General features: G+C 46.4%; 21 protein-coding genes and 1 tRNA gene. 15 read left to right on the forward strand and 7 right to left on the reverse strand.

Annotated elements, in window-relative coordinates:
• Window positions 1-68: 68 nt before the first annotated feature.
• A complete protein-coding gene (locus R3D00_29890) occupies window positions 69-875 on the reverse strand; it encodes a hypothetical protein (GenBank protein MEZ4777426.1) in 807 nt (268 codons plus the stop codon).
• A gap of 29 nt (window positions 876-904) precedes the next feature.
• A complete protein-coding gene (locus tag R3D00_29895; GenBank protein ID MEZ4777427.1) occupies window positions 905-1,726 on the reverse strand; it encodes a hypothetical protein in 822 nt (273 codons plus the stop codon).
• Window positions 1,727-1,935: 209 nt separating this feature from the next.
• On the opposite strand from R3D00_29895, the gene R3D00_29900 reads away from it, so the two are divergent.
• Window positions 1,936-3,246, forward strand: coding sequence for a hypothetical protein (locus R3D00_29900; protein ID MEZ4777428.1), 1,311 nt, complete (start codon window positions 1,936-1,938; stop codon window positions 3,244-3,246).
• Between the two features lie 17 nt (window positions 3,247-3,263).
• Here the strand turns inward: R3D00_29900 and R3D00_29905 are convergent, their stop codons facing one another.
• On the reverse strand, window positions 3,264-3,956 hold the full coding sequence (locus R3D00_29905) for a CDP-alcohol phosphatidyltransferase family protein (GenBank protein MEZ4777429.1): 693 nt from the start codon (window positions 3,954-3,956) through the stop codon (window positions 3,264-3,266).
• 80 nt (window positions 3,957-4,036) lie between these two features.
• Between R3D00_29905 and R3D00_29910 the strand changes: the two genes are divergently transcribed.
• The 9 genes from R3D00_29910 (at window position 4,037) to R3D00_29950 (ending at window position 11,429) form a co-directional block, all read left to right on the forward strand.
• Window positions 4,037-5,653 (forward strand): sodium:solute symporter family protein, encoded by a 1,617-nt coding sequence (locus tag R3D00_29910; GenBank protein ID MEZ4777430.1) that lies wholly within the window; start codon window positions 4,037-4,039, stop codon window positions 5,651-5,653.
• A gap of 11 nt (window positions 5,654-5,664) precedes the next feature.
• On the forward strand, window positions 5,665-6,618 hold the full coding sequence (locus R3D00_29915; protein MEZ4777431.1) for a PfkB family carbohydrate kinase: 954 nt from the start codon (window positions 5,665-5,667) through the stop codon (window positions 6,616-6,618).
• On the forward strand, window positions 6,611-7,216 hold the full coding sequence (locus R3D00_29920) for an HAD-IB family hydrolase (GenBank protein ID MEZ4777432.1): 606 nt from the start codon (window positions 6,611-6,613) through the stop codon (window positions 7,214-7,216). Before R3D00_29915 ends, R3D00_29920 begins: the two co-directional genes overlap by 8 nt.
• 242 nt (window positions 7,217-7,458) lie before the next feature.
• Window positions 7,459-7,893, forward strand: coding sequence for a DUF4143 domain-containing protein (locus R3D00_29925; GenBank protein MEZ4777433.1), 435 nt, complete (start codon window positions 7,459-7,461; stop codon window positions 7,891-7,893).
• 67 nt (window positions 7,894-7,960) lie between these two features.
• On the forward strand, window positions 7,961-8,452 hold the full coding sequence (ispF, locus tag R3D00_29930; protein ID MEZ4777434.1) for a 2-C-methyl-D-erythritol 2,4-cyclodiphosphate synthase: 492 nt from the start codon (window positions 7,961-7,963) through the stop codon (window positions 8,450-8,452).
• A gap of 86 nt (window positions 8,453-8,538) precedes the next feature.
• On the forward strand, window positions 8,539-9,162 hold the full coding sequence (locus tag R3D00_29935) for a DUF4178 domain-containing protein (GenBank protein ID MEZ4777435.1): 624 nt from the start codon (window positions 8,539-8,541) through the stop codon (window positions 9,160-9,162).
• Complete coding sequence (locus R3D00_29940) at window positions 9,159-10,451, forward strand: hypothetical protein (GenBank protein ID MEZ4777436.1); 1,293 nt, start codon at window positions 9,159-9,161, stop codon at window positions 10,449-10,451. The genes R3D00_29935 and R3D00_29940 overlap by 4 nt, the downstream gene beginning before the upstream one ends.
• A gap of 21 nt (window positions 10,452-10,472) precedes the next feature.
• Complete coding sequence (locus R3D00_29945; GenBank protein MEZ4777437.1) at window positions 10,473-10,715, forward strand: hypothetical protein; 243 nt, start codon at window positions 10,473-10,475, stop codon at window positions 10,713-10,715.
• 42 nt (window positions 10,716-10,757) lie between these two features.
• A complete protein-coding gene (locus R3D00_29950) occupies window positions 10,758-11,429 on the forward strand; it encodes a hypothetical protein (protein ID MEZ4777438.1) in 672 nt (223 codons plus the stop codon).
• A 13-nt stretch (window positions 11,430-11,442) separates the two neighbouring features.
• On the opposite strand, the gene R3D00_29955 is transcribed toward R3D00_29950, so the two are convergent.
• Window positions 11,443-13,707, reverse strand: coding sequence for an FG-GAP-like repeat-containing protein (locus tag R3D00_29955; protein ID MEZ4777439.1), 2,265 nt, complete (start codon window positions 13,705-13,707; stop codon window positions 11,443-11,445).
• A 66-nt stretch (window positions 13,708-13,773) separates the two neighbouring features.
• Between R3D00_29955 and murF the strand changes: the two genes are divergently transcribed.
• Complete coding sequence (murF, locus tag R3D00_29960) at window positions 13,774-15,087, forward strand: UDP-N-acetylmuramoyl-tripeptide--D-alanyl-D-alanine ligase (GenBank protein MEZ4777440.1); 1,314 nt, start codon at window positions 13,774-13,776, stop codon at window positions 15,085-15,087.
• Between the two features lie 18 nt (window positions 15,088-15,105).
• The gene (locus R3D00_29965; protein MEZ4777441.1) at window positions 15,106-16,710 is read left to right on the forward strand and encodes a M1 family aminopeptidase; all 1,605 of its coding nucleotides are present in this window, start codon (window positions 15,106-15,108) and stop codon (window positions 16,708-16,710) included.
• A 59-nt stretch (window positions 16,711-16,769) separates the two neighbouring features.
• On the opposite strand, the gene R3D00_29970 is transcribed toward R3D00_29965, so the two are convergent.
• Window positions 16,770-16,853: transfer RNA gene (locus R3D00_29970), tRNA-Leu, on the reverse strand.
• Between the two features lie 146 nt (window positions 16,854-16,999).
• Here R3D00_29970 and R3D00_29975 point away from each other — a divergent pair.
• Window positions 17,000-17,563 carry a hypothetical protein gene (locus R3D00_29975; protein MEZ4777442.1) on the forward strand — a complete coding sequence of 188 codons (564 nt, stop codon included), beginning with the start codon at window positions 17,000-17,002 and terminating at the stop codon, window positions 17,561-17,563.
• A 75-nt stretch (window positions 17,564-17,638) separates the two neighbouring features.
• Window positions 17,639-18,217: a Uma2 family endonuclease gene (locus R3D00_29980; protein ID MEZ4777443.1), complete on the forward strand. Its 579-nt coding sequence runs from the start codon at window positions 17,639-17,641 to the stop codon at window positions 18,215-18,217.
• On the opposite strand, the gene R3D00_29985 is transcribed toward R3D00_29980, so the two are convergent.
• Window positions 18,214-19,494, reverse strand: coding sequence for a metallophosphoesterase (locus R3D00_29985; GenBank protein MEZ4777444.1), 1,281 nt, complete (start codon window positions 19,492-19,494; stop codon window positions 18,214-18,216). The two genes, R3D00_29980 and R3D00_29985, sit on opposite strands and share 4 nt — an antisense overlap.
• Before the next feature lie 203 nt (window positions 19,495-19,697).
• On the opposite strand from R3D00_29985, the gene R3D00_29990 reads away from it, so the two are divergent.
• Complete coding sequence (locus R3D00_29990) at window positions 19,698-22,466, forward strand: hypothetical protein (protein MEZ4777445.1); 2,769 nt, start codon at window positions 19,698-19,700, stop codon at window positions 22,464-22,466.
• Here the strand turns inward: R3D00_29990 and R3D00_29995 are convergent.
• Complete coding sequence (locus tag R3D00_29995; protein MEZ4777446.1) at window positions 22,441-23,346, reverse strand: EamA family transporter; 906 nt, start codon at window positions 23,344-23,346, stop codon at window positions 22,441-22,443. The genes R3D00_29990 and R3D00_29995 overlap by 26 nt on opposite strands.
• Between the last annotated feature and the right edge of the window lie 25 nt (window positions 23,347-23,371).

Here is a 23,371-nt window from a genome sequence, read left to right on the forward strand (position 1 = left end):
CAAAAACGTTGCGCAGAGTTGTACTATATTCTGCGAAAAAGCCAAAACAACAGGCGAAACTCAAAACCTCAAAAACCTATAGAAAACTGATAGAGGAAACCGCGTACCGTGCGTTCGCGTACCGTGCGTACAGGCTCACCATTCCACCCCCACCAGTCTACCAGTGTTTCTGTTAATTGCTGGGATTTATAGCCCAGGCTAAAAGTCCATTCGACCCGGGTACGGGTATGAATTTTGAAACCCAGACCTGCGTGGTAAAGAAGCCCTCCTTCAAAATTCTCTGTAGCCCAGGTATTGGCTGCGCCATAACCATAACCAACCTGCGCAAGATAAAAAGGTGTCTGTCGGCGGTGGAGAAAATCACCGGTTACCTCTGCCATTATCGGTATAATTATCCCGGTTTGATATTCGTCGATACCCGTACCCAGTCCAACGCCCAGATATTGATTAAACCGATAACCTGCACGGTAATAAAAAGAAAAATCCAGTTGGTTTTGCGTCCATCTCCCTTCGTTGATGATATAACCTGTGGTTACAAAATTATACAACCCACGGTCCCGGTACTGGATGCCTGCACGTTTGCGATTGACTCTCCGGATGATCTGGGCGTACTGTGTGGGTTCACTGGTGATTTTTTCAATTTCATCTTGCTGGTAGACCAGGATACTACCCCCAACCAGTTCGATTTTGACATATTCTCCCGGTATCTGCTCAAGGATCCAACCACGGATTTCACTGCCATTTTTCAGATAAATGACATTTTCCATATGGTAAGACTGCGCTTTCACCTCCGAAAATGGGGTAAGCACGATCAGGACAAAAACCAATTTGAAAAGAAACGATACGATATTTTTCATAAGGCTGTAATTCTTCATTGAATTCAGTTTCTGGACAAACAATTTCATCAGAATCCCCAGGTGATTTGCCACACAATTTTCTGATACAGGGTAGTTCCTTTGACAATCGGAGCATCAACTACATTAGGTGCGCCATTATTCCAGTCCCAGGTTCGCCATATAATGTCCCAGTCTTCAAATTCCATATAAGTGTGTTGGAATTTATATCCGATAGTAAAAAACCATTCATTGCGGGAGCGGGTATTGAGTTTGACGCCAAGTCCGGCATGGCCCATTAACCCTCCTTCAAAGACCCGGGTACCCCAGTTGGGGAAAGTCCCTCTGCCATATCCTGCATTTACAAAATAGTGGGGAGAGACTCGTTTTTCAAACAATTCGCCGTGAACATCCAGGAAAAAAGGTGTAACTGTACCCCGGCCATACACATCAATACCAGTACCTACCCCCACATTCAGCAGCCGGTGAAAATGGTAACCTGTACGGATTTGGATGGTAGGCACCCCTTCGGGTCCCCATCGGCCACTGCTAAACCCCATTCCAAAGGAAAGCATACCATAAAGTCGATGATCGCGAAAAGTTATGGGGCGGTAGATATTTCTAAGTTTGAGTTTGACATAGGTATATTTGGCCGGTTCACGGGTGATTTTTTCAATTTCATCTGAAGAGTAAGACAGGGTAGTCCCGCCAATAAGATCGATGGTAACCATTCCACCGACTACCTGCCCGGAAATCTGTCCTCGGATAATGCTCCCGTTTTTCAGGTAAATCACATCCTCTTCATAAAATCGCTGGGCACTGACAGGAGAGATAACTCCTGCAAGTAATACCACCATCAGAAAAAGATATCGGAAACAGAGGAATTGATTCATATCGTTTTAGTTAGAGATAGCGTCAGACAAACATAACAGAATAACAGAAGTCTTGCTGAGGTAAAAAAAATACCATTTTTTAGGCGAACTGAAAATGTTTACTTTGGGAATAATAAAGAATTTCTAATGATTTGGCAGCGTTTTCATTTCAACAGACGTCTGCTTAATCAAAATCGCTGCTTACAATTTATCCAATTAATTTTTAACCTATGACAATCAGCACGAACATTATGAGAGCCTTCACAGCATTAGTATTGCTGGCGTCTCTCTCCCTTCAGGGATGTATCAAAGACAAGTGTGATCTCGAATACACCTACAGCAAATACTCCCCCGTGTACATGTCTCCTGAAGCCTTCAGAAATGCTGTTTCTGTTGAAGCCCCCCATGCAGTACAAAACCCCGGAAAAATTTACGTTAAGGACAACTACCTGTTTGTATCCGAAGTCGCAAAAGGTGTACATATCTTTGACAACAAAAACCCTGAAAGCCCCGTTGCACTCGCCTTTATCAATGTTCCCGGCAACTACGACATCGCTTTCAATTGCGACAAACTATATGTAGACTCCAGTACAGATTTGCTGGTATTTGACATGAACAATCCCGCACAACCCCAACTGATCAATCGCATCGAAAACGCGCTGCCTCATATCGTTTTCTACCGCGGTTATACAGCCGATGCCAATAAAGGCGTAGTGGTCGAGTGGATTCAGGAAGTGGTTACAGAAAAGTACAACTGCGAAACCGGTGTACCCCCAATCTGGGAAGACAATCAGGCGAATGCCTCCACTATCGCTTCGATGAACGGTTCGACCTCCCGCACCATTAATCCTGCTACACCTGGTAAAGGCGGCTCTATGTCCCGCTTTGCGGTGAAAGATGACTACATGTATGTTGTTACCCCTACCCAGATGGTTGTATACAATGCATCTGTATGTGAAAGTCCTTCACGGATGAATACCCTTGACCTGGAAAATCTCTGGGGGGGTGAAGCCGAAATGATTTTCAGTATGGATAATCTTCTGATGATCGGATCTACCAACAGTATGATGATTTATGACGCTGCTGATCCGGTAAGGCCTAATTACCTCTCCAACTTTCAGCACGTAACAGCGTGTGATCCTGTAACTGCGAAAGACGGATATGCCTATGTCACCCTCCGTGGAGGCGATGACAATCCTTGTGGTGATGGATTTGCCAACCAGCTGGATGTGGTGAATATCTCTGAGCCAAGATTGCCATTTTTGGTACAATCTTTCCCGATGACAGCACCTGCAGGACTTGGACTTGATGGGGACATGCTGTTTATCGCAGACGGAGCATCCGGCCTCAGAGTATTTGATGCCTCCAATCCTGAAAAAGTAGGCAACAACCAACTGGCCAATTTCCCTTCAATGGAAGGATATGACGTAATCCCCAATGAAGGTGTACTGATCATGGTGGGTAAAGATGGAATCGCCCAGTATGATTATGCTGATCCTAAAAACATCAAACTACTCAGCACAATTGCTGTAGTACGCTAGCAATACTATTTTCTTTGCTAAACCGTCGGCGGCATGGTCTCCGACGGTTTTTTTTTGCCCCAGGTGTCCAATACGGCAATCACACCAAAATACACAGCAGCAGCAATCGCAACCCATTCTCCGACTACAGATCGATCGGGATAGGCATATAAAATGATGCCTCCGGAGACAAACCACGCCACGGAAACCAACAGATGCAGGAAAAAATATTTACGACTACGGCTGGGATAAGCAAATTTGATGGGAACAAAATGCAGAATCCCGAAAAATATTACCATCCCCGTTGTCAGTGCAGGATGATTGTGGAAGACAAAAAATGCGTAAAAAACTACCGCATTCCATAAAACCGGAAATCCCACAAAATACTGGTTGTCGGCAACCATCCCCTCTTTTCCGTAGTAAATGGCCGATACAATCAAAATAATCGCCAGGCACGGGTACATCCAATTTGCCGGTACCATTTCAGCCTGATAAAAGAAGTAGGCAGGAATAATCGCATACGTCGCAAAGTCAATCACAAAATCAATACTTTTGCCATCCATATAGGGCAAAACATTCTTTACATTAAATTTACGGGCAAATGTACCGTCAACGCCATCGATGATAAAACAAAGAAAAAGCCATGCATACGCTTCCTGCCAGTTTTTTTCACCGGTTGCAATTAGTGCCATAAACCCCGAAACGAGCCCCAGAGATGTGAAAATATGCACACCCCAGGCGATTATTTTTTTAAATGTGTCTGACAATTTGTAAGCCTTGTGCAGGCAAGTTACAAAAAACCGAAATATTTATGCCAACTCAGTATTTTAAGAGAAAATGGATTATTGGAATTGCCGTGATCATCTGCGCAGGTGTGGGAGTGGCGACTTATTTCAGGGCCAATTTTAACTGGCTGGGGCTGGTAGTAGTAATGATTTTTTACTTCCTGATTTTTGCAGTCGGAATATGGGCAGGAAAAGAAAAACCCGGCGACGGCCCCGATTCATTTTTGCTGGCGGGCCGGAAACTTCCCCTTTGGGTCGCCATCATGACTATGGCTGCCACCTGGATTGACGGAGGTTATATCAACGGAACTGCTGAGTATGCAGCGGTAAACGGGCTGGTTTGGGTGCAGGCACCCTGGGGATATGCGATGAGTCTGATCATCGGCGGAATATTTTTTGCCAGAAAGATGCGGAGGTTTCAGTTCCAGACCATGCTTGACCCGCTAAGTCAGCGGTATGGCACCAAAGCCACGGCGCTGTTTTTTCTCCCCGCCGTCTCTGGCGAAATTTTCTGGACAGCCGCCATTCTCACGGCATTAGGCACAACGTTCTCTATTATTCTGGGGTTAAGTATAGAGGTATCGATCATCGTTTCGGCGGCGGTGGCGATTATTTATACCACCCTTGGCGGTTTGCGCTCTGTAGCATATACCGATGTCTTACAGCTTTTTATGCTGATTGTGGGGCTTTTTGTAGTATTACCGGTGATCATTCTTCACGCGGGAGGGATGGAAACCCTTTGGGAAACATACCTGGCCAAACACGGTGCCGCCGCCTATCCGATTCCAGATCATGCCAGTATGGGCAACTACTACTGGAACTGGTGGGATTTTGCCTTGCTGCTGATGTTGGGAGGAATCCCCTGGCAGGTTTATTTTCAACGGGTACTCGCTACAAAAAGCGAATCTGCAGCTATGTGGCTGTCTATTCTGGCTGGGGCAATTTGTCTCATTGTCGCTGTTCCCGCAGCAATTATTGGTATGATCGGCGGCACGACAGACTGGGCTGCGCTGGGGCTTTCCGGCCCGGAAAGCGGAGCGGCAACCCTGCCTTACGTATTCCAAAATCTGACGACACCGATCATGGCACTGGTTGGTCTTGCCACCGTTGCTGCAGCGGTAATGTCTTCGATTGATTCATCGATTCTCTCGGCGAGCTCACTGGCCGCCTGGAATGTTTACAAACCGCTGATCAAACCCGATCTTTCAGCCGTTGATCTGAAAAAAATCATTCGCCGCACGATCTATATTGTCGGGGTATCTGCAACCATACTTTCACTGAAAGTGGACTCTGTCTATGCCTTATGGTCGCTTTGCAGCGATTTTGTGTATTGTCTCTTGTTTCCGGCGCTGGTATGCGCCATGTTTGATCCCAAAGCCAATACCCCGGGTGCTGTAGCCGGATTTGCTGTCGCAGCATTTTTAAGATTTGGCGGAGGGGATCCCACACTTGGGTTACCCGTGATTTTACCTTACCCCATGATCGAAGATGGAATGGTTTTATTTCCCTTCCGAACGCTCTCCATGATCAGCGGATTGATTACGATTATCGTTATTTCCCGAATTACTCAGAAAAAATACCCGGCAAAAGTGCTGTCCATGGTAAAAAATCCAATACCTTTGTCGCCTGATTCAAACGTGTAACCAATATTGATATGAGTCTTGTTGTAGTTGGGTCCATGGCCTTTGATGCGATTGAAACGCCTTTTGGCAAAACAGATAAAATCCTGGGTGGTGCCGCCACTTATATATCTCTTGCAGCTTCCTATTTCTCCAATAAGGTAAAAGCGGTTTCTGTGGTGGGATATGATTTCCTGGAAGCAGATATGAAGATGATGAGCGACCACGGAGTAGATCTTCGGGGCGTGCAGGTAAAAACTGACGAAAAATCATTCTTCTGGGCCGGACGCTATCACAACGATATGAATACCCGTGATACCCTCGCGACAGAGCTCAATGTCCTGGGCACGTTTGATCCGGTGATCCCCGATGAATATCAGGACTGTGAGTTTCTTATGCTGGGCAACCTCTCTCCCGATGTGCAACGCCAGGTTATCGAACGCCTCAACAAGCGGCCCCGGCTCATTGTCATGGACACGATGAACTTCTGGATGAATATCGCCCTCGACAGCCTGATGGAAACCCTCAGACTGATTGATGTCCTGGTGATCAATGACGAAGAAGCCCGGCAACTTTCCGGAGAATACTCGCTCGTCAAAGCCGCTCATAAAATTATGTCTTTCGGCCCGTCTTACCTCGTCATCAAAAAAGGGGAACACGGTGCGCTGCTCTTTCATGGGCATGATATTTTTTCTGCACCCGGCCTGCCTTTGGAAGAGGTATTTGACCCGACAGGTGCAGGAGATACGTTTGCCGGTGGTTTTATCGGCCATCTTGCCCGCTCCGGCAGCGTCAGCTTTGACAATATGAAGCGGGCCATTATCTACGGCAGTGCTATGGCAAGTTTCTGTGTGGAAAAATTTGGGCCAGAAAGATTACAGCAACTCACCCAAACAGAGATCAACAACCGCGTCAACAAGTTTGTCCAACTCGCCAATTTTGAAATTATCCCCCGCGACCTGAGCGATTTCCTCGATCAAAGTGCCTGATTCACGTGGGTATATTGTTGCAGCTTTTGATTTTGACGGGACAATCACCCGAAAGGATTCCATGCTGGAATTTATCAGATTTGTAAGGGGCGACGTATTCTATTGGAAGGGAATGGCTTTTTTGCTGCCAGTACTTATTTCTTACAAACTGAAAATTCTTTCGGAAAAGCGTGCAAAGGAAATTTTGCTAAAGTTTTTTTTAGGGGGAATGCCGGCAAAAGACCTTTGGGAAGCCGGAAAACGGTTTGCATCCGAAAAAATACCTTCCATGCTTCGAAAAGAAGCCATGGCACGTATCCGTTGGCACCAGGCCGAAGGGCATGTTTGTTTTCTGGTTACCGCCTCACTCAGCTTCTGGGTAAGGGCCTGGGCAGAGAAAGAGGGGTTTATATTGATTCCCACAATGCCGGAAATAACCGAAGGCATTTTTTACGGAAAAATACGCGGAGTCAATTGCAAAGGATGGGAGAAAGTGCGTAGGATTGAAGAAATACTGGCAGGTACATCTCCTGAAAAAAAATACGCCTACGGCGACACTTCCGGAGACAAACCCATGCTCGCATGGGCAGACGAAGGGTTCTACCGACATTTTTCGTAAGGGGTGTAAATCGTAGCGGAATTATCAAACACGGACCGCACCCCTCTCTTTTTTCTGGGGGTTACTACCACCGCCCTTCAGAAAATTGCAAACCGTTAGCCCCCAAAAAGAATATTTCCGTTTAATTATTGACTTAAAAAACGTAAATTGAGTCAATTAATTGACGCAAATGGATATAATAAAGCGGGAAATAGAACCTCAAATCGTCAAAAGCCTTGTTTCCAATAAAGTAGTCGTTCTACTTGGACCCCGAAGGGTGGGTAAAACCGTCCTGTTGGCTCAAGTTATGGAAAAGTAGGAATCTACGAAAAGAAGTAACGAAGAATAGCAAATGGTATTTTTATGATAATGGCCTTCGAAACTTATTGATAGCCAATGTAAATCCGCTGGAATCTAGAAATGATATAGGAACCCTCTGGGAGAATTATATTATAGGTGAAAGGATAAAATTCCAGCATTATTCACAAATGATTGTAAACAATTTTTTCTGGAGAACCTACGACCAACAAGAGATTGATTGGGTGGAAGAAAGAGGGGGCAAGTTGTACGGGTATGAATTCAAATGGAATCCTGATAAAAAAGTAAAAACTCCGGGAGCTTGGGCAAAAGAGTACGAAAATGCGGAATTTAAGGTGATCAACCCGGAAAACTACCTGGAATGGATAACTGAAAAATAAAATTCGCCTAACGAACCATAGCGTGGTCTGTCGTATTTTTCTCTAGTTTTGTGAAAATACATTTGTCATGAATCCAATCAGAATTGGCTTTGGCTACGATACCCATCAATTGACTGAAGGGAGAAAACTCATTCTCGGCGGCGTCGAAATCGCCCATACCAAAGGACTGCTTGGGCACTCTGACGCAGATGTGCTCTTACATGCCATTTGCGACGCAATGCTCGGCGCATTAAACCTTCGCGACATTGGTTTCCATTTTCCCGATACAGATCCCCGCTATAAAAATGCTGACAGCCGGATATTTCTCGAAGACGCTTACCGACTCGTCAAAGAAAAAGGTTATTTGCTTGGAAATATGGACTGCACAATCATTGCCGAAAAACCCAAAATCAACCCGCACGTCCCCGCCATGCAAAAAATTATTGCGGAAATTCTGGAAACCTCCATTGATAATATTTCCATCAAAGCCACGACAAACGAAAAAATGGACGCCCCAGGAAGGGAGGAAAGCATGATCGCACAGGCAGTAGTACTGCTTTTTGCTCAGATGGAGGATTAACTCTCATTTGGAAGTGGCCTGATTCAAATGTATTTTTAACAACCTTTTACAGATTAGCATAATCTTTTGTCAGGAAACCTTTCCTCATGACAACTATGTTTGAAAGAGAATTTACATGCCCTTCCTGTGGCGCACCGGTAAAACAAAAACACGCCGGCTCCAGGACACTGTTCTGCAATCACTGTGGACAGACCAGTCATCTCAATGCAAATACCCTTCAGGCTGCCGGAGAACAACATCTCCTCATTGATTACGGTTCTGTGCTGGCTATCGGCCAGACCGGCAACATTCGGGGGAGAGAGTTTATGGTTCTGGGTAAAATCAGGATTGACTATGAAGACGGGTTTTGGGACGAATGGTATATTCAATATATGGACGATGGCAGCGAGGGCTGGATTCAGGAAGATGACGGCAGTTTCACGCTTTTCCAAAAAGAAAAACGCATCAGCGACACACTCCTGCTGGAAGATATGACGGTAGGTGAATGGAATGATTTCTGCGGAAACTGGGAACCGGTATTTATCACCTCCAAAAGCCAGGCAACTATCAATGGCGGCGAAGGAGAACTGCCATTCAGAATCATCCCTGGCGAACCCGCCGACTTCGTCGATGGAGTATGGAATGGCAAAATTATCAGTGTAGAACTTCTCCCCGATGAAAAAGTGCTTTTTTCGGGAAAGATATTTAGTTTGGAGGAAATGGCCTTATGACAGCAATCACCACCCAGGAAAAACTTGCGACAGTTAAACAGTTTAACTGCACCGGTTGTGGCGCTTCGCTCAGTGTCATCAATCCCCGCGCAAAAAATATTGCCTGCCAGTACTGCGGATCCGTGCTGGATGTAAATTCTGAAGAACACCAAATCCTGACCGCCCTCGGTAAACCCGACCGCTACGCGCCCATGTCCTTCATCCGCCTCGGCATGATCGGGAATTTCAACGGAAAAACCTATCAGGTCATCGCCCGCACGCGCCTCCGCATGAAGTACAAAGAATACTGGGCGGAAGAGGGTGAAACCGGCTATTCCAATGAAGTCTGGATATTTGACGAATGGCTGATGATCGACGCCAACCGGACGTACTTTTATCTCATTGAAGATAAAGAGGGGTACCTCATTTCTGAAGAAATCGTCCCCGAAACGCCCGGTCTGCTCCCTTCCAATCTGAAAATGAGTTTTTTCCGCCAGCAATCTCCTCAGATCGTGCGGGAATATGGAAATGCAGAAGTCATTCATTTTGAAGGGGAGTCCAACTACAAAATCACCACCGGCGACCAGCTTCGGTTTGCGATGTATCGCGACAGAGGCATCGAATATAGTGTCGAATGGCGAATGGCCGACGATGCACAGTCGATCAAAGAAATTGAATTTTTCAGGGAAGTGCCCATTTCACGCCGCAAACTTCTCGAAGCTTTCAGCAATAATGAAGAAATCGAGAAGCTGAAAGTTACCGAAGGGAACTGGCGGTACGTGTTTCAGGTCATCGGCGGCACCTGGCTGGTATTGCTGCTTTTCCTGCTCTACTCGTTTATGGGTAGTGGAAAAACCATATATGAGGAATCGTTTGAAATTCAGCAATTGAATTCCAATACTCCCGTAGCTACCAAAGATATTATCGTCAGCGAAGGCGGGCTTTTCAGCCTGGAACTAAACGTGCCGGAGATGACCCAAAACAGCGAATTTTACGCCTTCGCCTATGTTATGGACGCTGATTCGGGGGCGATCAATACCCTGGAGGGCGATTTTTACTATTATGCCGGATACGAAGACGGAGAAAGCTGGACTGAAAAAGAACTTTCGGCTTCGAAAGTATTTCGCCTTAAAGAACCAGGAACCTATCGCCTGGAGCTTTACAAAAATGTGGAAGATACTGTCCTGCCACCCACAGGTACGATTCGGGTGGAAATGAAGCAGGGGATTTTACTCAGCCGGTATTTTATTATCGCGCTGATTATTCTTTTCATACCGTTGTTTATTGCTTATTCACGCAAAGGCTCCTGAAACTCTCAAAAAAATGCAGCTATGAGTGGCCTGACAAAAATATTGATCATATTGATTTTCGGCGGATTTGGCATTGCAACTTATGCAGCCTCCTCCGTCGGTTGGGGCGTTGGTTCCCTGAAAGACAAACAAACCATGAAGGAGATTCGGGACAATTGCCCTGATTATTATAGAAACCGAAACGGAGACTGCCTGAGTACAACTTTCAGAAGTTATTACCTCATGAGCGGCACCCGTGGCGGCAGTTTTGGCAGCGGCAAATAATTGCCGGTCCAGAGATACCCTGGCTCATGAACCATAAACCGGATGCGGTATTTGCTGTTATTTTTGCTCCTGGCTATTCTGTATGGTGGTTCCCTTTCGGCTCAGCCGCCAGGGTATGTGGGAAAGCGGGCGATTCTCTCTTTCGACACCTATTCATTCCCCAACCTTTTTCTGGTCTTAGATGAATCCTATCCCTTCCGTTTCAATTACCGGATGGGCGTTTCTGGCGAATACGTACTTTCCCGAAGATTTTCTGTTGGGGGAGTTTTTAACGGCTATCAGACACAAACCGACTACCACTTCAGGGGAAGTTATGGGCTCATGAGAATAGATGGATCAGACACGGGCCTTTTCCTAAAATCCTATACATTCCGCCAGCGGGGAAATATCGCGCCGATTGGTCCCTACCAGAAGCTGGAGTTTCTGTACACCCGCTACCGCATGGTGGACCTTGACCGGTTGTTTTATTCAGATGCGCGCACAGACCTCGGCAGGTCAGATGACCTTATTGTAGCCATCACTTTCGGAACCCAGCATGTCCTGGCAAATCACATTACCTACCATTGGGGATTGCATAGCGCCTGGCTGTTTAAAGCCCTGGACAATCAACGGCAATCCGACCAGGAGCAACACCTGAAAGACGTTTCCACTACCCGCCTCCGGGGAATATTTGGCTTTTCCATTAATATCGGGATCGGAGTGTTGTTGTGGTAAATGGCGGAAGTTATCAATTCCCCGCCAAAACAACTTTTACCAGTCCAACATGCGCTTCGCTGCTGATCCGAAGAAAATACACACCCGGAGCCTGGCCCGAAAGATCGAGCTGAAACTGGCTGCCCATTCCCCGCATTTCGCCCACTTTCTGCCCCATCGCCGTGAATAGGGTGATTTCAGACTGACCCGTAACCGCATACCTGCTGTCCCACACCACTTCTATGACACCCGCAGTAGGATTCGGGTACACCTTTATGGTTTCTCGGTTCAGTTCGCGGCCGATCGCGACGGACTGCATCGTGTCAGGTCTTCGGGTAGCCAGCATAATGCCCCCGCGCTCATTGCCAATGAGCAGCGTGTTTTTGCCCGAAGTGTCAAGAACTGCCCCGGCAGGGGCTGAATACCAGCCAAACTGATAGTCGCTGAGATAGCCGGTCCGATATACCGTATCAGTCAGCGCATTGGAAAAATTTTCATATATCGACACCTTACCGGCTTCTGCTCCGACCAGCAATTCGTCATCACTATCATCATCGATATTGATAAAAAAGGGCTTCGCTGCACCTGAGAAAAACGAGCCAAATGAATTGGCCTCCTTGATTTTTCCCCATTCTTTGGTGACCAGACTCAACTGCATGGAGGTAGAATCGCCATTATTCTGGTAAAAATATATCTGCCCGAAAGCATTGCCGACAAACAGGTCAAGGTCTTTATCTTTGTCGATATCATAAAAAGTCGGCCCGCTCAGCGATCCAACATCAATGGAATCACCATCGATCGTGCGAATAAACGGGTCTGCAGCAAGCTGAAAATTGGCGGGAGTGCCCGGTGAAGCCACATTCTGAAAGTACACCAAAGTCCCAAGGGAATTTCCCAAAACCAGATCTTTGTCGCCGTCACCATCCAGGTCGCCAAAAGCAGGCGCCGCAAAATAAATCTGCTGCGTAAGGCTGTTTAACCCCAGATAATCGCGGTTTTTGAGTTTAAAGGCGGGTACTTCAGGCGTACCGATATTTTCGTAAAGATGAAACTGAATCTCCATCTTAAAAGTATCCTGAAATTTGTAAATCGTCAGGCCTCCGCCAACTACAAAATCCATCAGCCCGTCGTTGTTATAGTCAAAAAAGGCAGGAGCCGCTTTTTCTCCCACATCGAGATGGTCGCCGGTGATAAATCCGCGTTCTTCAAACCGGAAGTCCACAAAATTGTCCAGTCCCTCATTGAGATAGACTACCGAACCGTTGATGTTTTCACCTACTGTAGGTTCATTAGGCGTAATGACCAGATCGCGGATCTGATCGTTGTTGAGGTCCAGGTGAAAAAATGCGGGAAACATCTGCACATCAATGGAAGAATCTGACTGCGGATAATCGTACTCCACCGAGGTCATAAACGCATGGTCAATTTCACCGCCATTTTTCAGCAGGGCTGCGGTAGAATAGGAAACATCTCCAATAAGACAATCCACCAGAGAGTCGGCATCGGTATCGAGTACCAGCAGGGTTGTACCCGAATGCCGGGATCCCCCTACACCTCCGCCATCTCCGCCACGAGGACAGAAGGTCGTGTCCGCGACCGTCAACTGATTGGTAGAATTGCTTTCAATAAAATGCCCCCAGCAGAATGATTCTTTGACAAAAACCATTGTATCGAGTGTACCAAAATCTTCCATTGCGCGGTTGCGGTGCAGGGCAACAAGGTTAAAGCCAGACTGCGTCCCGATAACGTCAAGATCTCCATCAAAATCCACATCCACAATCGCAGGAATATCTGTGCGGTCCTGATAGAGAGTTTGAAGGTTATTGGAAAGGGATTTTAGCCGGTCATAGGCGAGTTCAAAACCAATAGAATCCCCGCCGTAAATGATATTCTTATACACCGCAATATTTTCGCCGGAACCTGCTCCGCAAAAAACATCTTCCCTTCCATCGCCGTTGTAGTCTGCCAGTAACATCCACTGGGTACAATGGCAACTGTCAAACCGCGATTCATAGGCGGGTGCATAATCGTAGCGAACTTCCCCCACGTTTCCGGTATTGAGGTAGGTAGTAAATTTTTCGCCGTCCCGGTTGAATACGACAAGATCCTTTTTCCCGTCAAAGTTCAGATCAACATTGGCAAATTGTGTATTATTATTTCCACCACCCCAGGCATACTTCAGGCTTTTGCCGGCTTCATCTTTTACAGAAATCCCATTACTCAGATGATAATTTTGTGCCTGAAAACACAATGGCATAACAATGGCCGTGGAAAAAAGGAAAAATCGAAGAAGCTGCATCTTGTTTTTGTGTTAAAAATACAAAAGAATTACAAGCAAATTACTCAAAGCCCTAACTTCGCATCTATGATTGAGATCACAGAACTACTTACATTATTTCATAAATACCCTTCCGTAACCACCGATACACGGAAAGTGCAGCCTGGCGATATTTTCTTTGCGCTCCGCGGAGAGAAATTTGACGGCAATTCCTATGCTGCTGCGGCACTTGAAAAAGGAGCAGTCAAAGCTGTCATCGATAATCCCGATTATGCTGTGCCGGGCGATGATCGTTACCTACTCACTGACCATTCACTGAAAACTTTACAGGATCTGGCCCGGGCCTGGCGTCGCAGCTTTGATATTCCGGTTTTGGCGATTACCGGTACCAATGGCAAAACCACCAGTAAAGAACTGGTTTATGCAGCCATCTCAAAGGGGAAAAAAACGTGGGCCACTTCCGGAAATTTCAACAATCACATCGGCGTACCGCTCACCCTCCTTGGGATGCCCCGCGACACAGAAATCGCGATAGTAGAAATGGGGGCCAATCAGCCCGGAGATATAAAAGAACTGGTGGAAATTGCCGAACCTACCCATGGGATGATTACCAATATAGGCTATGCCCATCTGGAGCGATTTCTGAGCATCAATGGTGTACAGAAAACAAAGGGAGAAATGTTTGACTATATCCGCCAGTATGGGGGAACTATTTTCCTCAACGAAACCGACGAGCGGGTAAAAACAGTTGCGGCGGGTATTGATGCCAAAGTAACCTTTGGTACAGAATCTTCTGACTACTTTTATAAGCTCCGGGAGCACTCCCTCCATCAAATGACCGTGGAAGTATGGAAAAAAAATAACCCGGAACCCTGGCTTATTCATGCCAAAATCACAGGGCTTCACAACTGTATGAACATCCTCGCGGCCGTAGCGGTAGCAGATACCCTGGGTATAAGCAAAACCAATATCTGCGATGGGCTGGAAGCCTATATTCCCTCCAACAACCGGAGCCAGATCGTCGAACGCGAAACTTACAAAATCTGGCTCGACGCCTATAATGCAAATCCTTCCTCGATGCGGGCGGCGATTTCCAATCTGTTTTCCATTCAGCAAGATCATGTGGTACTTATTCTCGGCGATATGTTTGAGCTGGGAGAAAATGAGATCCCCCTCCACGAAGAACTGGGACAGTTTGTCAATCAGTTTTCACCAGCATTGACAATTGGCATTGGCCCGCTGATGAAACATACCATTGCTAAGGTAAATGGACCGAAACAATGGTTTCCAGGTGTAGATGAAGCAAAAGAAGCCGTTGTAACTGCGGTCAAAACAGCTAAGCTGGTTCTGCTGAAAGGTTCACGCGGAATGGCTTTGGAGCGATTGGCAGGAGATATCTGATTTGCCTATCTTTAGATTATGAAACGAATTCTGGTATTCTGTATAATTGGGGTATCGCTGGTTGCAGCCGCGTTTGCCCAGCCCTTTCCCGATCCGGCCATTGACGTACAACAATACGTTTTCAGACTGGAAATCAATGATCAAAACGCCGAAATCAAAGGCAAAGCCACGATAGCGGTTCGGTTTACAAAGGAGGGCATTGAGACATTCTCCCTCGACCTGGTCAATCAATCTTCGGCTACGGTCAAAAAGGGCATGAAAGTAACCACAATCAGGCTTGATTCGCAGGAAGTCGCTTTTACCCATCGGATGAACCGTATCGAGATTCAGCTGGCGACATCACCCGCGGCCGGTAGTGTAAAAACATTTGTCATCCAATACGAAGGCATTCCCGCTGACGGGCTCATCATCTCTGAAAATCTGTACGGGAATAAAACTTTTTTTGGAGACAACTGGCCCAACCGCGCACACAACTGGCTGCCGGTAGTCGATCATCCGCTGGATAAAGCCTTGGTTTCCTTTGAGATCATCGCTCCGCAAAAATATCAGGTCATCGCCAATGGCGCACTGAAAGAAGAGACCGATCTGGGCGATGGCACCCGCCTTACCCGCTGGGAAAGCAATGTGCCCCTTCCAACCAAAGTAATGGTTTTTGGTGCAGCGGAGTTTGCGGTCCAATATATCGGAGACCTCCACCATATACCCGTTTCAAGTTGGGTTTACCCCCAAAACCGCGAAGCAGGCTTTTATGACTATACGCTCGCGATGAAGGTGTTGACCTTTATGGATGAATATATCGGGCCTTACCCCTACGAAAAACTCGCCAACGTACAATCCACCACCCGTTACGGCGGAATGGAAAACGCATCCAATATTTTTTATGCAGAAAATTCCATTACCGGTGAGCGCACATCGGAAGAACTGATTGCACATGAAATTGCCCACCAGTGGTTTGGAAATTCAGCCTCAGAAGCGAGTTGGTACCATATCTGGCTCAGTGAGGGATTTGCCACCTACCTGAAACACCTGTACATGGAAGCCGCTTATGGGGAGAAGAAACTGGCAGAAGGCATGGCGGTTGACAGAGAAACCATTTTTCAAAGCGGGCCCAACGTTCCCATCGTCAACGAAAATATCACCAATCTCAATCACCTGCTCAATGTAAACTCCTATGAAAAAGGCGGATGGGTTTTGCATATGCTGAGACAAGAAGTAGGCGATGAAGCCTTTCACAAGGGGATTCGCACCTATTACGACAAGTACAAACTGAACAATGCGCTGACAGATGACTTCAGGAAGGTAATGGAAGAGGTTTCGGGAAAAGAATTAAAACCATTTTTTGACCAGTGGCTGTTCCGCGCCGGAAATCCGAAGCTGGAAACAGGGTGGAAATACGATACCAAAAAGAAAAAACTAGTCGTAACGATAAACCAGACACAGGCCGCAGCGCCATTTGTTTTTCCACTTGAGATCGGTTTGTTATATGAAGGAAATGATACACCCGAAATAGTAAAAATATCCGTATCAAAGAAGCAGGAAACATTCGAACTAAGTGTAAAAACCCAACCAGCGAAAGTCGTTTTGGACCCCGGTGTGAAGCTGCTGTTTGAAGTCGGGAAATAAACAATCAGAAAAAATCGGAAAACAAAAAAGGCTGTCAGAACAGACAGCCTTGGTTTTTGTGCGGATGAGAGGACTCGAACCTCCACAGGATTACTCCCACTAGAACCTGAATCTAGCGCGTCTACCAATTCCGCCACATCCGCTTTTTTCAGGGTTTGCAAATATATGACTAAAAACCTGAACTGAGCAAGAATTTTTTCAATTTCGGGTATGAATTGTGACCATCTGCGCGTTGTTTTAACAGGGTAGGGAATAAATCGTTACTTTTACCTAACCAAACCCGCCACCGATGAAAAAACTGATACTTGTATGTTCGTTTTTCCTGGTAGCCTTCACAGGATACAGCCAGAAAATACTGGCATTGGAGAATGTCAATAAGCTCAAAAGGATCAAGTATTTTCCCGGCGACTATATACGTTTTCAGGGAAGAGATGGCGACGCAAAATACTACGGCATTATCGAAAGCGTGGACGACTCTATGCTGGTGCTGATCAAAACGGTGAAATATGCCAACTCCGGTGACGAAACCAATACCACCTACAAAGACTATGTGCCCATTCGGGAGATCGGGGTGGTTTACAACACCGAAAAAACCTACTGGCAATATTTCAAAAATATGTACTCTGCCACAGCCATGGTATCTGGCGGAGTATTGATCGGAGGTACGAGTATCAACACCCTGCTGGAAAATGACATGCCCGACCCACAGAGTCTGTTGATTGCCACGGGAATACTATTCAGCGGCCTGATTGTCAGGTATATCGGCAGAGACAAATACAAAGTCGGCGGCGACCGCCGCTGGCAGGTAAGAGCCATGGAACCGATCGTCGAAGGGGATCGCGGCTGGGAATAGCGAATTGCCAAAATATTCAAATTGCTTTACGATCTCCCGGTTATTTTCTAAATTGTAGATAGAAAACTGGATTGAATGAAAAGCGCAGTAAATGATATCTCAGAAGTTCTCGTTTACGAAATGGTAAACGGAATACCGGTTTATTACCGGGGTTACAAGGATTATCTGAAAGGAACAAAAAACCTTGATGAAATTATGGGTAGCAGTTATTTACAGGCGCTTATCAGTACACAACTGATTATTTTGTTGAGCCAGTTGCTTGACCCAGCAAAATTTCGGATACTTTCCAATGAAATTGGCCTTAAATTCAGTAAAAAATCATGGAGGGCTGCAGATATAGCGATCTATGAAAAGGATCAATTGGCCAATATTCCTATCGAAAACAAATACCTCGAAATACCTCCCAAAGTAGTCATCGAGATTGATACCAAAGCCGAGATGGATGAGATTCAGAATCCATTGGGATATTACCAGGAAAAGACGGACCAACTCCTGAGTTTTGGTGTAGAAAAAGTCATATGGATATTTACTGATACCCAGAAAATCATGGTTGCAACTCAGGGAGAGGACTGGCAGATTTTCCCATGGAATAAAGAATTTGAAGTCCTGCCATCTGCCAACGTCAATATCGCTGTGATTATAGAAAGTGCTTAACCCCGCTTCAACTCGATCACAGTAATCTCCGGCGGTATGCCTATTCGACCGGGAAAACCGAGATACCCAAACCCCCGGTTTACATACAAATACTGGTTTTCGTGCCGGTAAAGATCCGCCCATTCTTCATAAACATATTGAACCGGACTCCATTTAAAATCGCCGATTTCAACGCCAAACTGCATCCCATGCGTATGACCCGAAAAGGTCAGATCTATGTCAGGGTATTGGGGAATGACTTCTGCCCGCCAATGGCTCGGATCGTGTGAGAGCAGAACTTTGACAGGAATACTTTCTGTGCCCCGGTACGCCTCTGTCATTTTTCCATACTTTGGAAATCGGGCTTTTGCCCCCCAGTTTTCAATGCCCAGAATCGCAATTTTATCATCACCTTCTTTCAAAATACGGTGTTCATTCATCAAAATATCCCAACCCATCGCCCGGTGAATCTCCATCAGGGTCTGAAGATTTTTGACTTTGGCCTGTGCACTGGGCCAGGAAACGTAATCGCCGTAGTCATGATTGCCCAGAGTGGAATACACACCAAGCGGGGCGGAGACTTTATTAAATACCTCAATATAATCCCGCATCTCGTCAGCCTGATTGTTGACCAGGTCTCCGGTGAAAAGAATCACATCTGGTTTTTCTTTCATCAAGGTTTCCACCCCTCCTTTTACGGCCGTGCGGTTCCAGAAACTGCCTGAATGAATATCGCTGATCTGGCCAATGCTGATTCCGTCAAAGGATTTGGGAAGATTGGGCAGGAAAATGGTTTTTTTTCTGACCCGATAGTCATGCGCACCACTGATAATCCCCCACGAAATACCCGCAATTGGCACAGTAGCAGCAATCACGCCTGCTTTGGCCAGAAATTCAGATCGGGAGATCACCGGCACATCCGATACAGGAGCGGGCGGTGCGACATCCGTAACGGGTGCGGGAGTTGTTCCTGCTATTTTGTAATATATCCACTGGATCACCCGCCAGATTTCGTCAATTAACAGGAAAAATATCATGACAAACTTGGAGACATAGTTGGTAAAAATACCGACCATGATCGCTGTACGCACATTTCTCCCCAGCCAGTAAGGATCCACAAAATGATAGACAAACAGCCCGATCATCGTGAGGGCAGTTATACCCCAGTAAGCAGCGTGCAAATAGTAGCGGGTTGTATCGGAAAATCCCTGCGTCGCGGTTTTGATTCCCTGAAACACGTAATAATCGATAGTCAGAAGAATGAGCGCCAGCAAAGGAATGACGAGAAGTTTATTCATAAAAAGATTGCTTATCTAAAAACAACAGGATGGTTTTGTTGTAGTGACTGACTTGGCGGGAGAATATTTTATACGCTGAGAAGATTTCGGCAGATTTTTTGATGAAATCCGCATGTACAGGAAATATAACTGTTGGCAAACAAGTTTTGTTATTATATTTTATCTTTGTCTCCTGGTTGTTTCCAGGGTTTACCTGGCGTAGCATGAACCCGAAGATTTACGCTTTTCCACTTGCTTTAATGATTCTGGCTTTCTCTCAGAAAGCCAGCGCACAGGGCGCGCCGTCACAGGAGACGGTCACCGACTGGTATATGGAGCATATGTTCCAGGCAGTTGACCGCGACGTCAATGATCAGGTCGTGCACGGCGAATTGCAGCCATTTTCACGCGAATTGGGATGGTTTCTCGATGAGGCCAATTTCCGGGAAGCAGACCGGGATGGAAGCGGCGCCCTTGACCGCAAAGAAATGCGGCTCTTTATGGGCGAAGCCCAGGCATTCCGCGCCGAACAGGAATCGCTCCAACTCAAAGTGCTCAATCAGAAATACCCTTATTTTGCAGATGCCAAACCCCAGTATTTCCGCCGTCACCCCGAACTGGTAACCCAGCTTTTGGGCAATCTGATCTGGGTGCGGGAACATACAGAGACTATCGAAAAAATTTTAAGCCAGAAAGGTATTATTGATGATGAACCGGAGCTTATTGGCGCCCTTCACCGCAACATGATCTTCCTCACCGAACATGCAGCAATAGCCACGCTCTTTTACAATATGAAAGAGACAAAGGCTTTCCAGCAGATGGATAACTGGCGCACCAACCACCAATCCTTTATAAAAAACAATACAGGGATCGAAACCCAGGTTTACCGGATTGTTTTTCCCCGGTACGACCGGCCTGAGCCACCGCAGGAACCTGTAACACCGCCGCTGGCAGATGCTTCTCCGGCTTCCCCCACTGCACGTTTATCTCAATCACCCAAACCTGCTCCGGCTGCTGCGCCTGAAATCATCGATCTCGGAGCTGTCGCCAACCTGGAGAAAGAAATTGCTTCCCTGAAGCAGACCATGGATCAGTTACATACGGAATACGCAAGCAGACACAGAGAAGAAAAAGATAAATCTGATTCTCTCCGGGAAGCCAACAGCCGCTATGCCGCGCAAATTCGCCAGATGGAAATGAAAATGCGTGCGCTTCAGGATAGTGTAAAAACACCCAAAACGAACACTCCGGCAGATAATAATTCCGCAGTTGCTGAGCTCGAAAAACAAATCCGCTACCTACGCATAGAAGCAGGACTTGCCCGAATTGAAGAAGATTCCCTCCTGGCTGAAACGATTCGCCAGAGAAAATATATTGTCAGTCTCGAAAAATCACTGGAAGAAGCCGGAAAAACAGAAGTCGTAGCAGATGCAAACGAAATCGCGCTGCTTAATGAAGAAAACAGCCGGCTGAGAAAGGAAAAACAAGCGCTCAATGATTCGCTCAGTTCGCTGAAACAGAGGCAACCGGAAATTGTGATCCAAAAGGTAACAGAAGATTGCCCGGAAGTGGAAATGGCAACCAGTAATGAAGAAATAACCAAGCTGAAAGTTCAAAACGACTCCATTCACAAAGTGGTAGAAGCTATGAAAAATAAACAACAACTGGATCAGTTGAAGTTTAATACCGCCCAGGCAGAAGCCAAATACAAAAGTGAACAAAATAATGCACTGGCTGACACGCTGATGCTACTGCGCGCCGAAATTGCAAAGAAAGAGCGTATACGCCGCGATTCACTTGCCTCAAATATCGCCTATCAGCGCTCGCAGGTAACCGTGCTGGAAACCAAAATTCAGGAAAAAGACAGCAGAGTCTGGGAATATAAATTACTGGCAGAAGAACGCGCCAGAGAACTTGAGGAAGCAAAACAAAAACAGCAGGAACTGGAAGCACAGTTGCAGGAATTGGCGAACGAAAACCAGGCGCACCAGCTCGCACATGAAGCAGAAAAAAACTTATTGAATGAGAAAATCAATGAGTCGAACCAACTGACAGCCAGCCTGAAAAACGCACTGGACTCCGCAGAGGCTGAGATCTCCGCCAATCAGGCCCAGCTACAGGCGCAGGCAATCGCAGAAGCCCGACGTATTGAAGCGTACCAGCAACAAATCGAGGAAATTTCCTACGACAATAACAAACTCCGCGAGCAAATGGAGTTTACCATTGAACATTCGGCGGAAAATGAAAACAGCCTGGAACAACAGATCATCCTGGCAAAAGCTGAAGCAGAAAAATTGCTGGCTCAAAACGACCGGCTGAAACGCCGCAAGAGAGACATGTCGGTAGGCAAAGAAGTCATTACCCTCACCCGAGAACTGGAAGATGCCGAAAGTCGTATCGCCGAACTACTCGTCAAAAACCAAAGTCTGAAATATCAGCTCTCTTCCAGCTTTTCTTATCTCGACCAGACCGTAGCACAACAGCAGCAACTGGAAACAGAAATTCGCAGTCAGTTATCTGATATTGCCCGGCTTTCTTCGGTTCGCGATTCACTGGATCGCTCCATAAAGGAAGTTTCAAAGGTAAGCTGGACAGACAGTATGCTGGTTTATCGCCAGCGACTCAATCAGGCAGAATCCAAACTTGTCGAATATCAGCTGGCTGCTCAAAAGGAAAAAGCGACTGAAAAAATGGCGCGGGATTCTTTGCAGAATGAGATTCTTCGCATCAACCAGGAGAAGAAAAAACTGGCGGCTATGGAGCAGGTGAATATTTCCCGGATCAACAGTATAGAAGCAAGGGAAGCCGAACTCAAAAAGCTGGAAATTCGCCTGGAAGAACGCGCCCGGCTTACCGAACAACGCGAATCCTATATAAAACAACGAATGGCAGACCTTGCCGTTCAGGAGAAAAAATATCAGGATTTGCTGGAGCGGGAAAAAAATCTCGATCTACGCGAGCAGCGGATCAAACAAGCTTCCGGCGGGAACTAGCCATTTGCCATTCGTACCAGGCATTGAGAAAAACAGAAAGTAAAATAATGGCCGCACCTGCGTAAAATCCGGGGCTAAGCTCTTTATCCTCCCGGAAAATCAACCAGGCCATAATCATCGCATAGATAGGCTCCAGATTAATAGACAACGCCGAAGTATAAGCCGAAATATGCCGTATGGCGTACATATTCAGATTATAGGCAAGCGTAGTACACAACAAAGCCAATATGATCAGGTAAAACAGATCTATCGTCCGGGGAATAAGGACGGTTTCCGGCAGAAAATACAGGTACACCGGCAACATCAGCGTCAAGCCCAACACCCCACCGGCAAATTCCAGCAGCGTGATTGAGAGCGGATCTTCTTTTGAAACCAGCACTTTATTTCCCACCCCCACCAGTGCCACGATCACTGCGGAAAGTATAGAAATGCCCATTCCAAAAAGGTATTTTCCACCCGTAGCATTAAACATAAACACAAACCCCACAATCACAATTGCCCCCAGCAGCATTTCCCTCCATTGAATGCGGCGCTTGAATACCAACGGCTCAAAAATAGACGTAAAAAATGCAGTGGAAGCCAGACAACTCAGCGTGATACTCACATTTGAAAAACGAATACCATCAAAGAAAGTCACCCAGTGAATGGAAAGCAAAACACCCAATCCGGTGATTTTCAGAATAGTAGCTTTAGGCAGGGAAACGGCCTTTTTTATCAGTCCGGGAAACAGGCAGAGGCTGATCAGGGTGATCACCATCCGGTACCAGACCAATACAACTCCCTCAAGCTGAATCAGCCTGCCCAGAATACCTGTAAACCCATACAGGACAATGGCAATATGCAAAAGCAGATATGCGCGGCCACGCTCGTTGTTGATCATAACGCGGCAAATGTATGATTTTCTA

It is taken from the genome of Bacteroidia bacterium (genome assembly GCA_041391665.1).
Taxonomy (GTDB): domain Bacteria; phylum Bacteroidota; class Bacteroidia; order J057; family J057; genus JAGQVA01.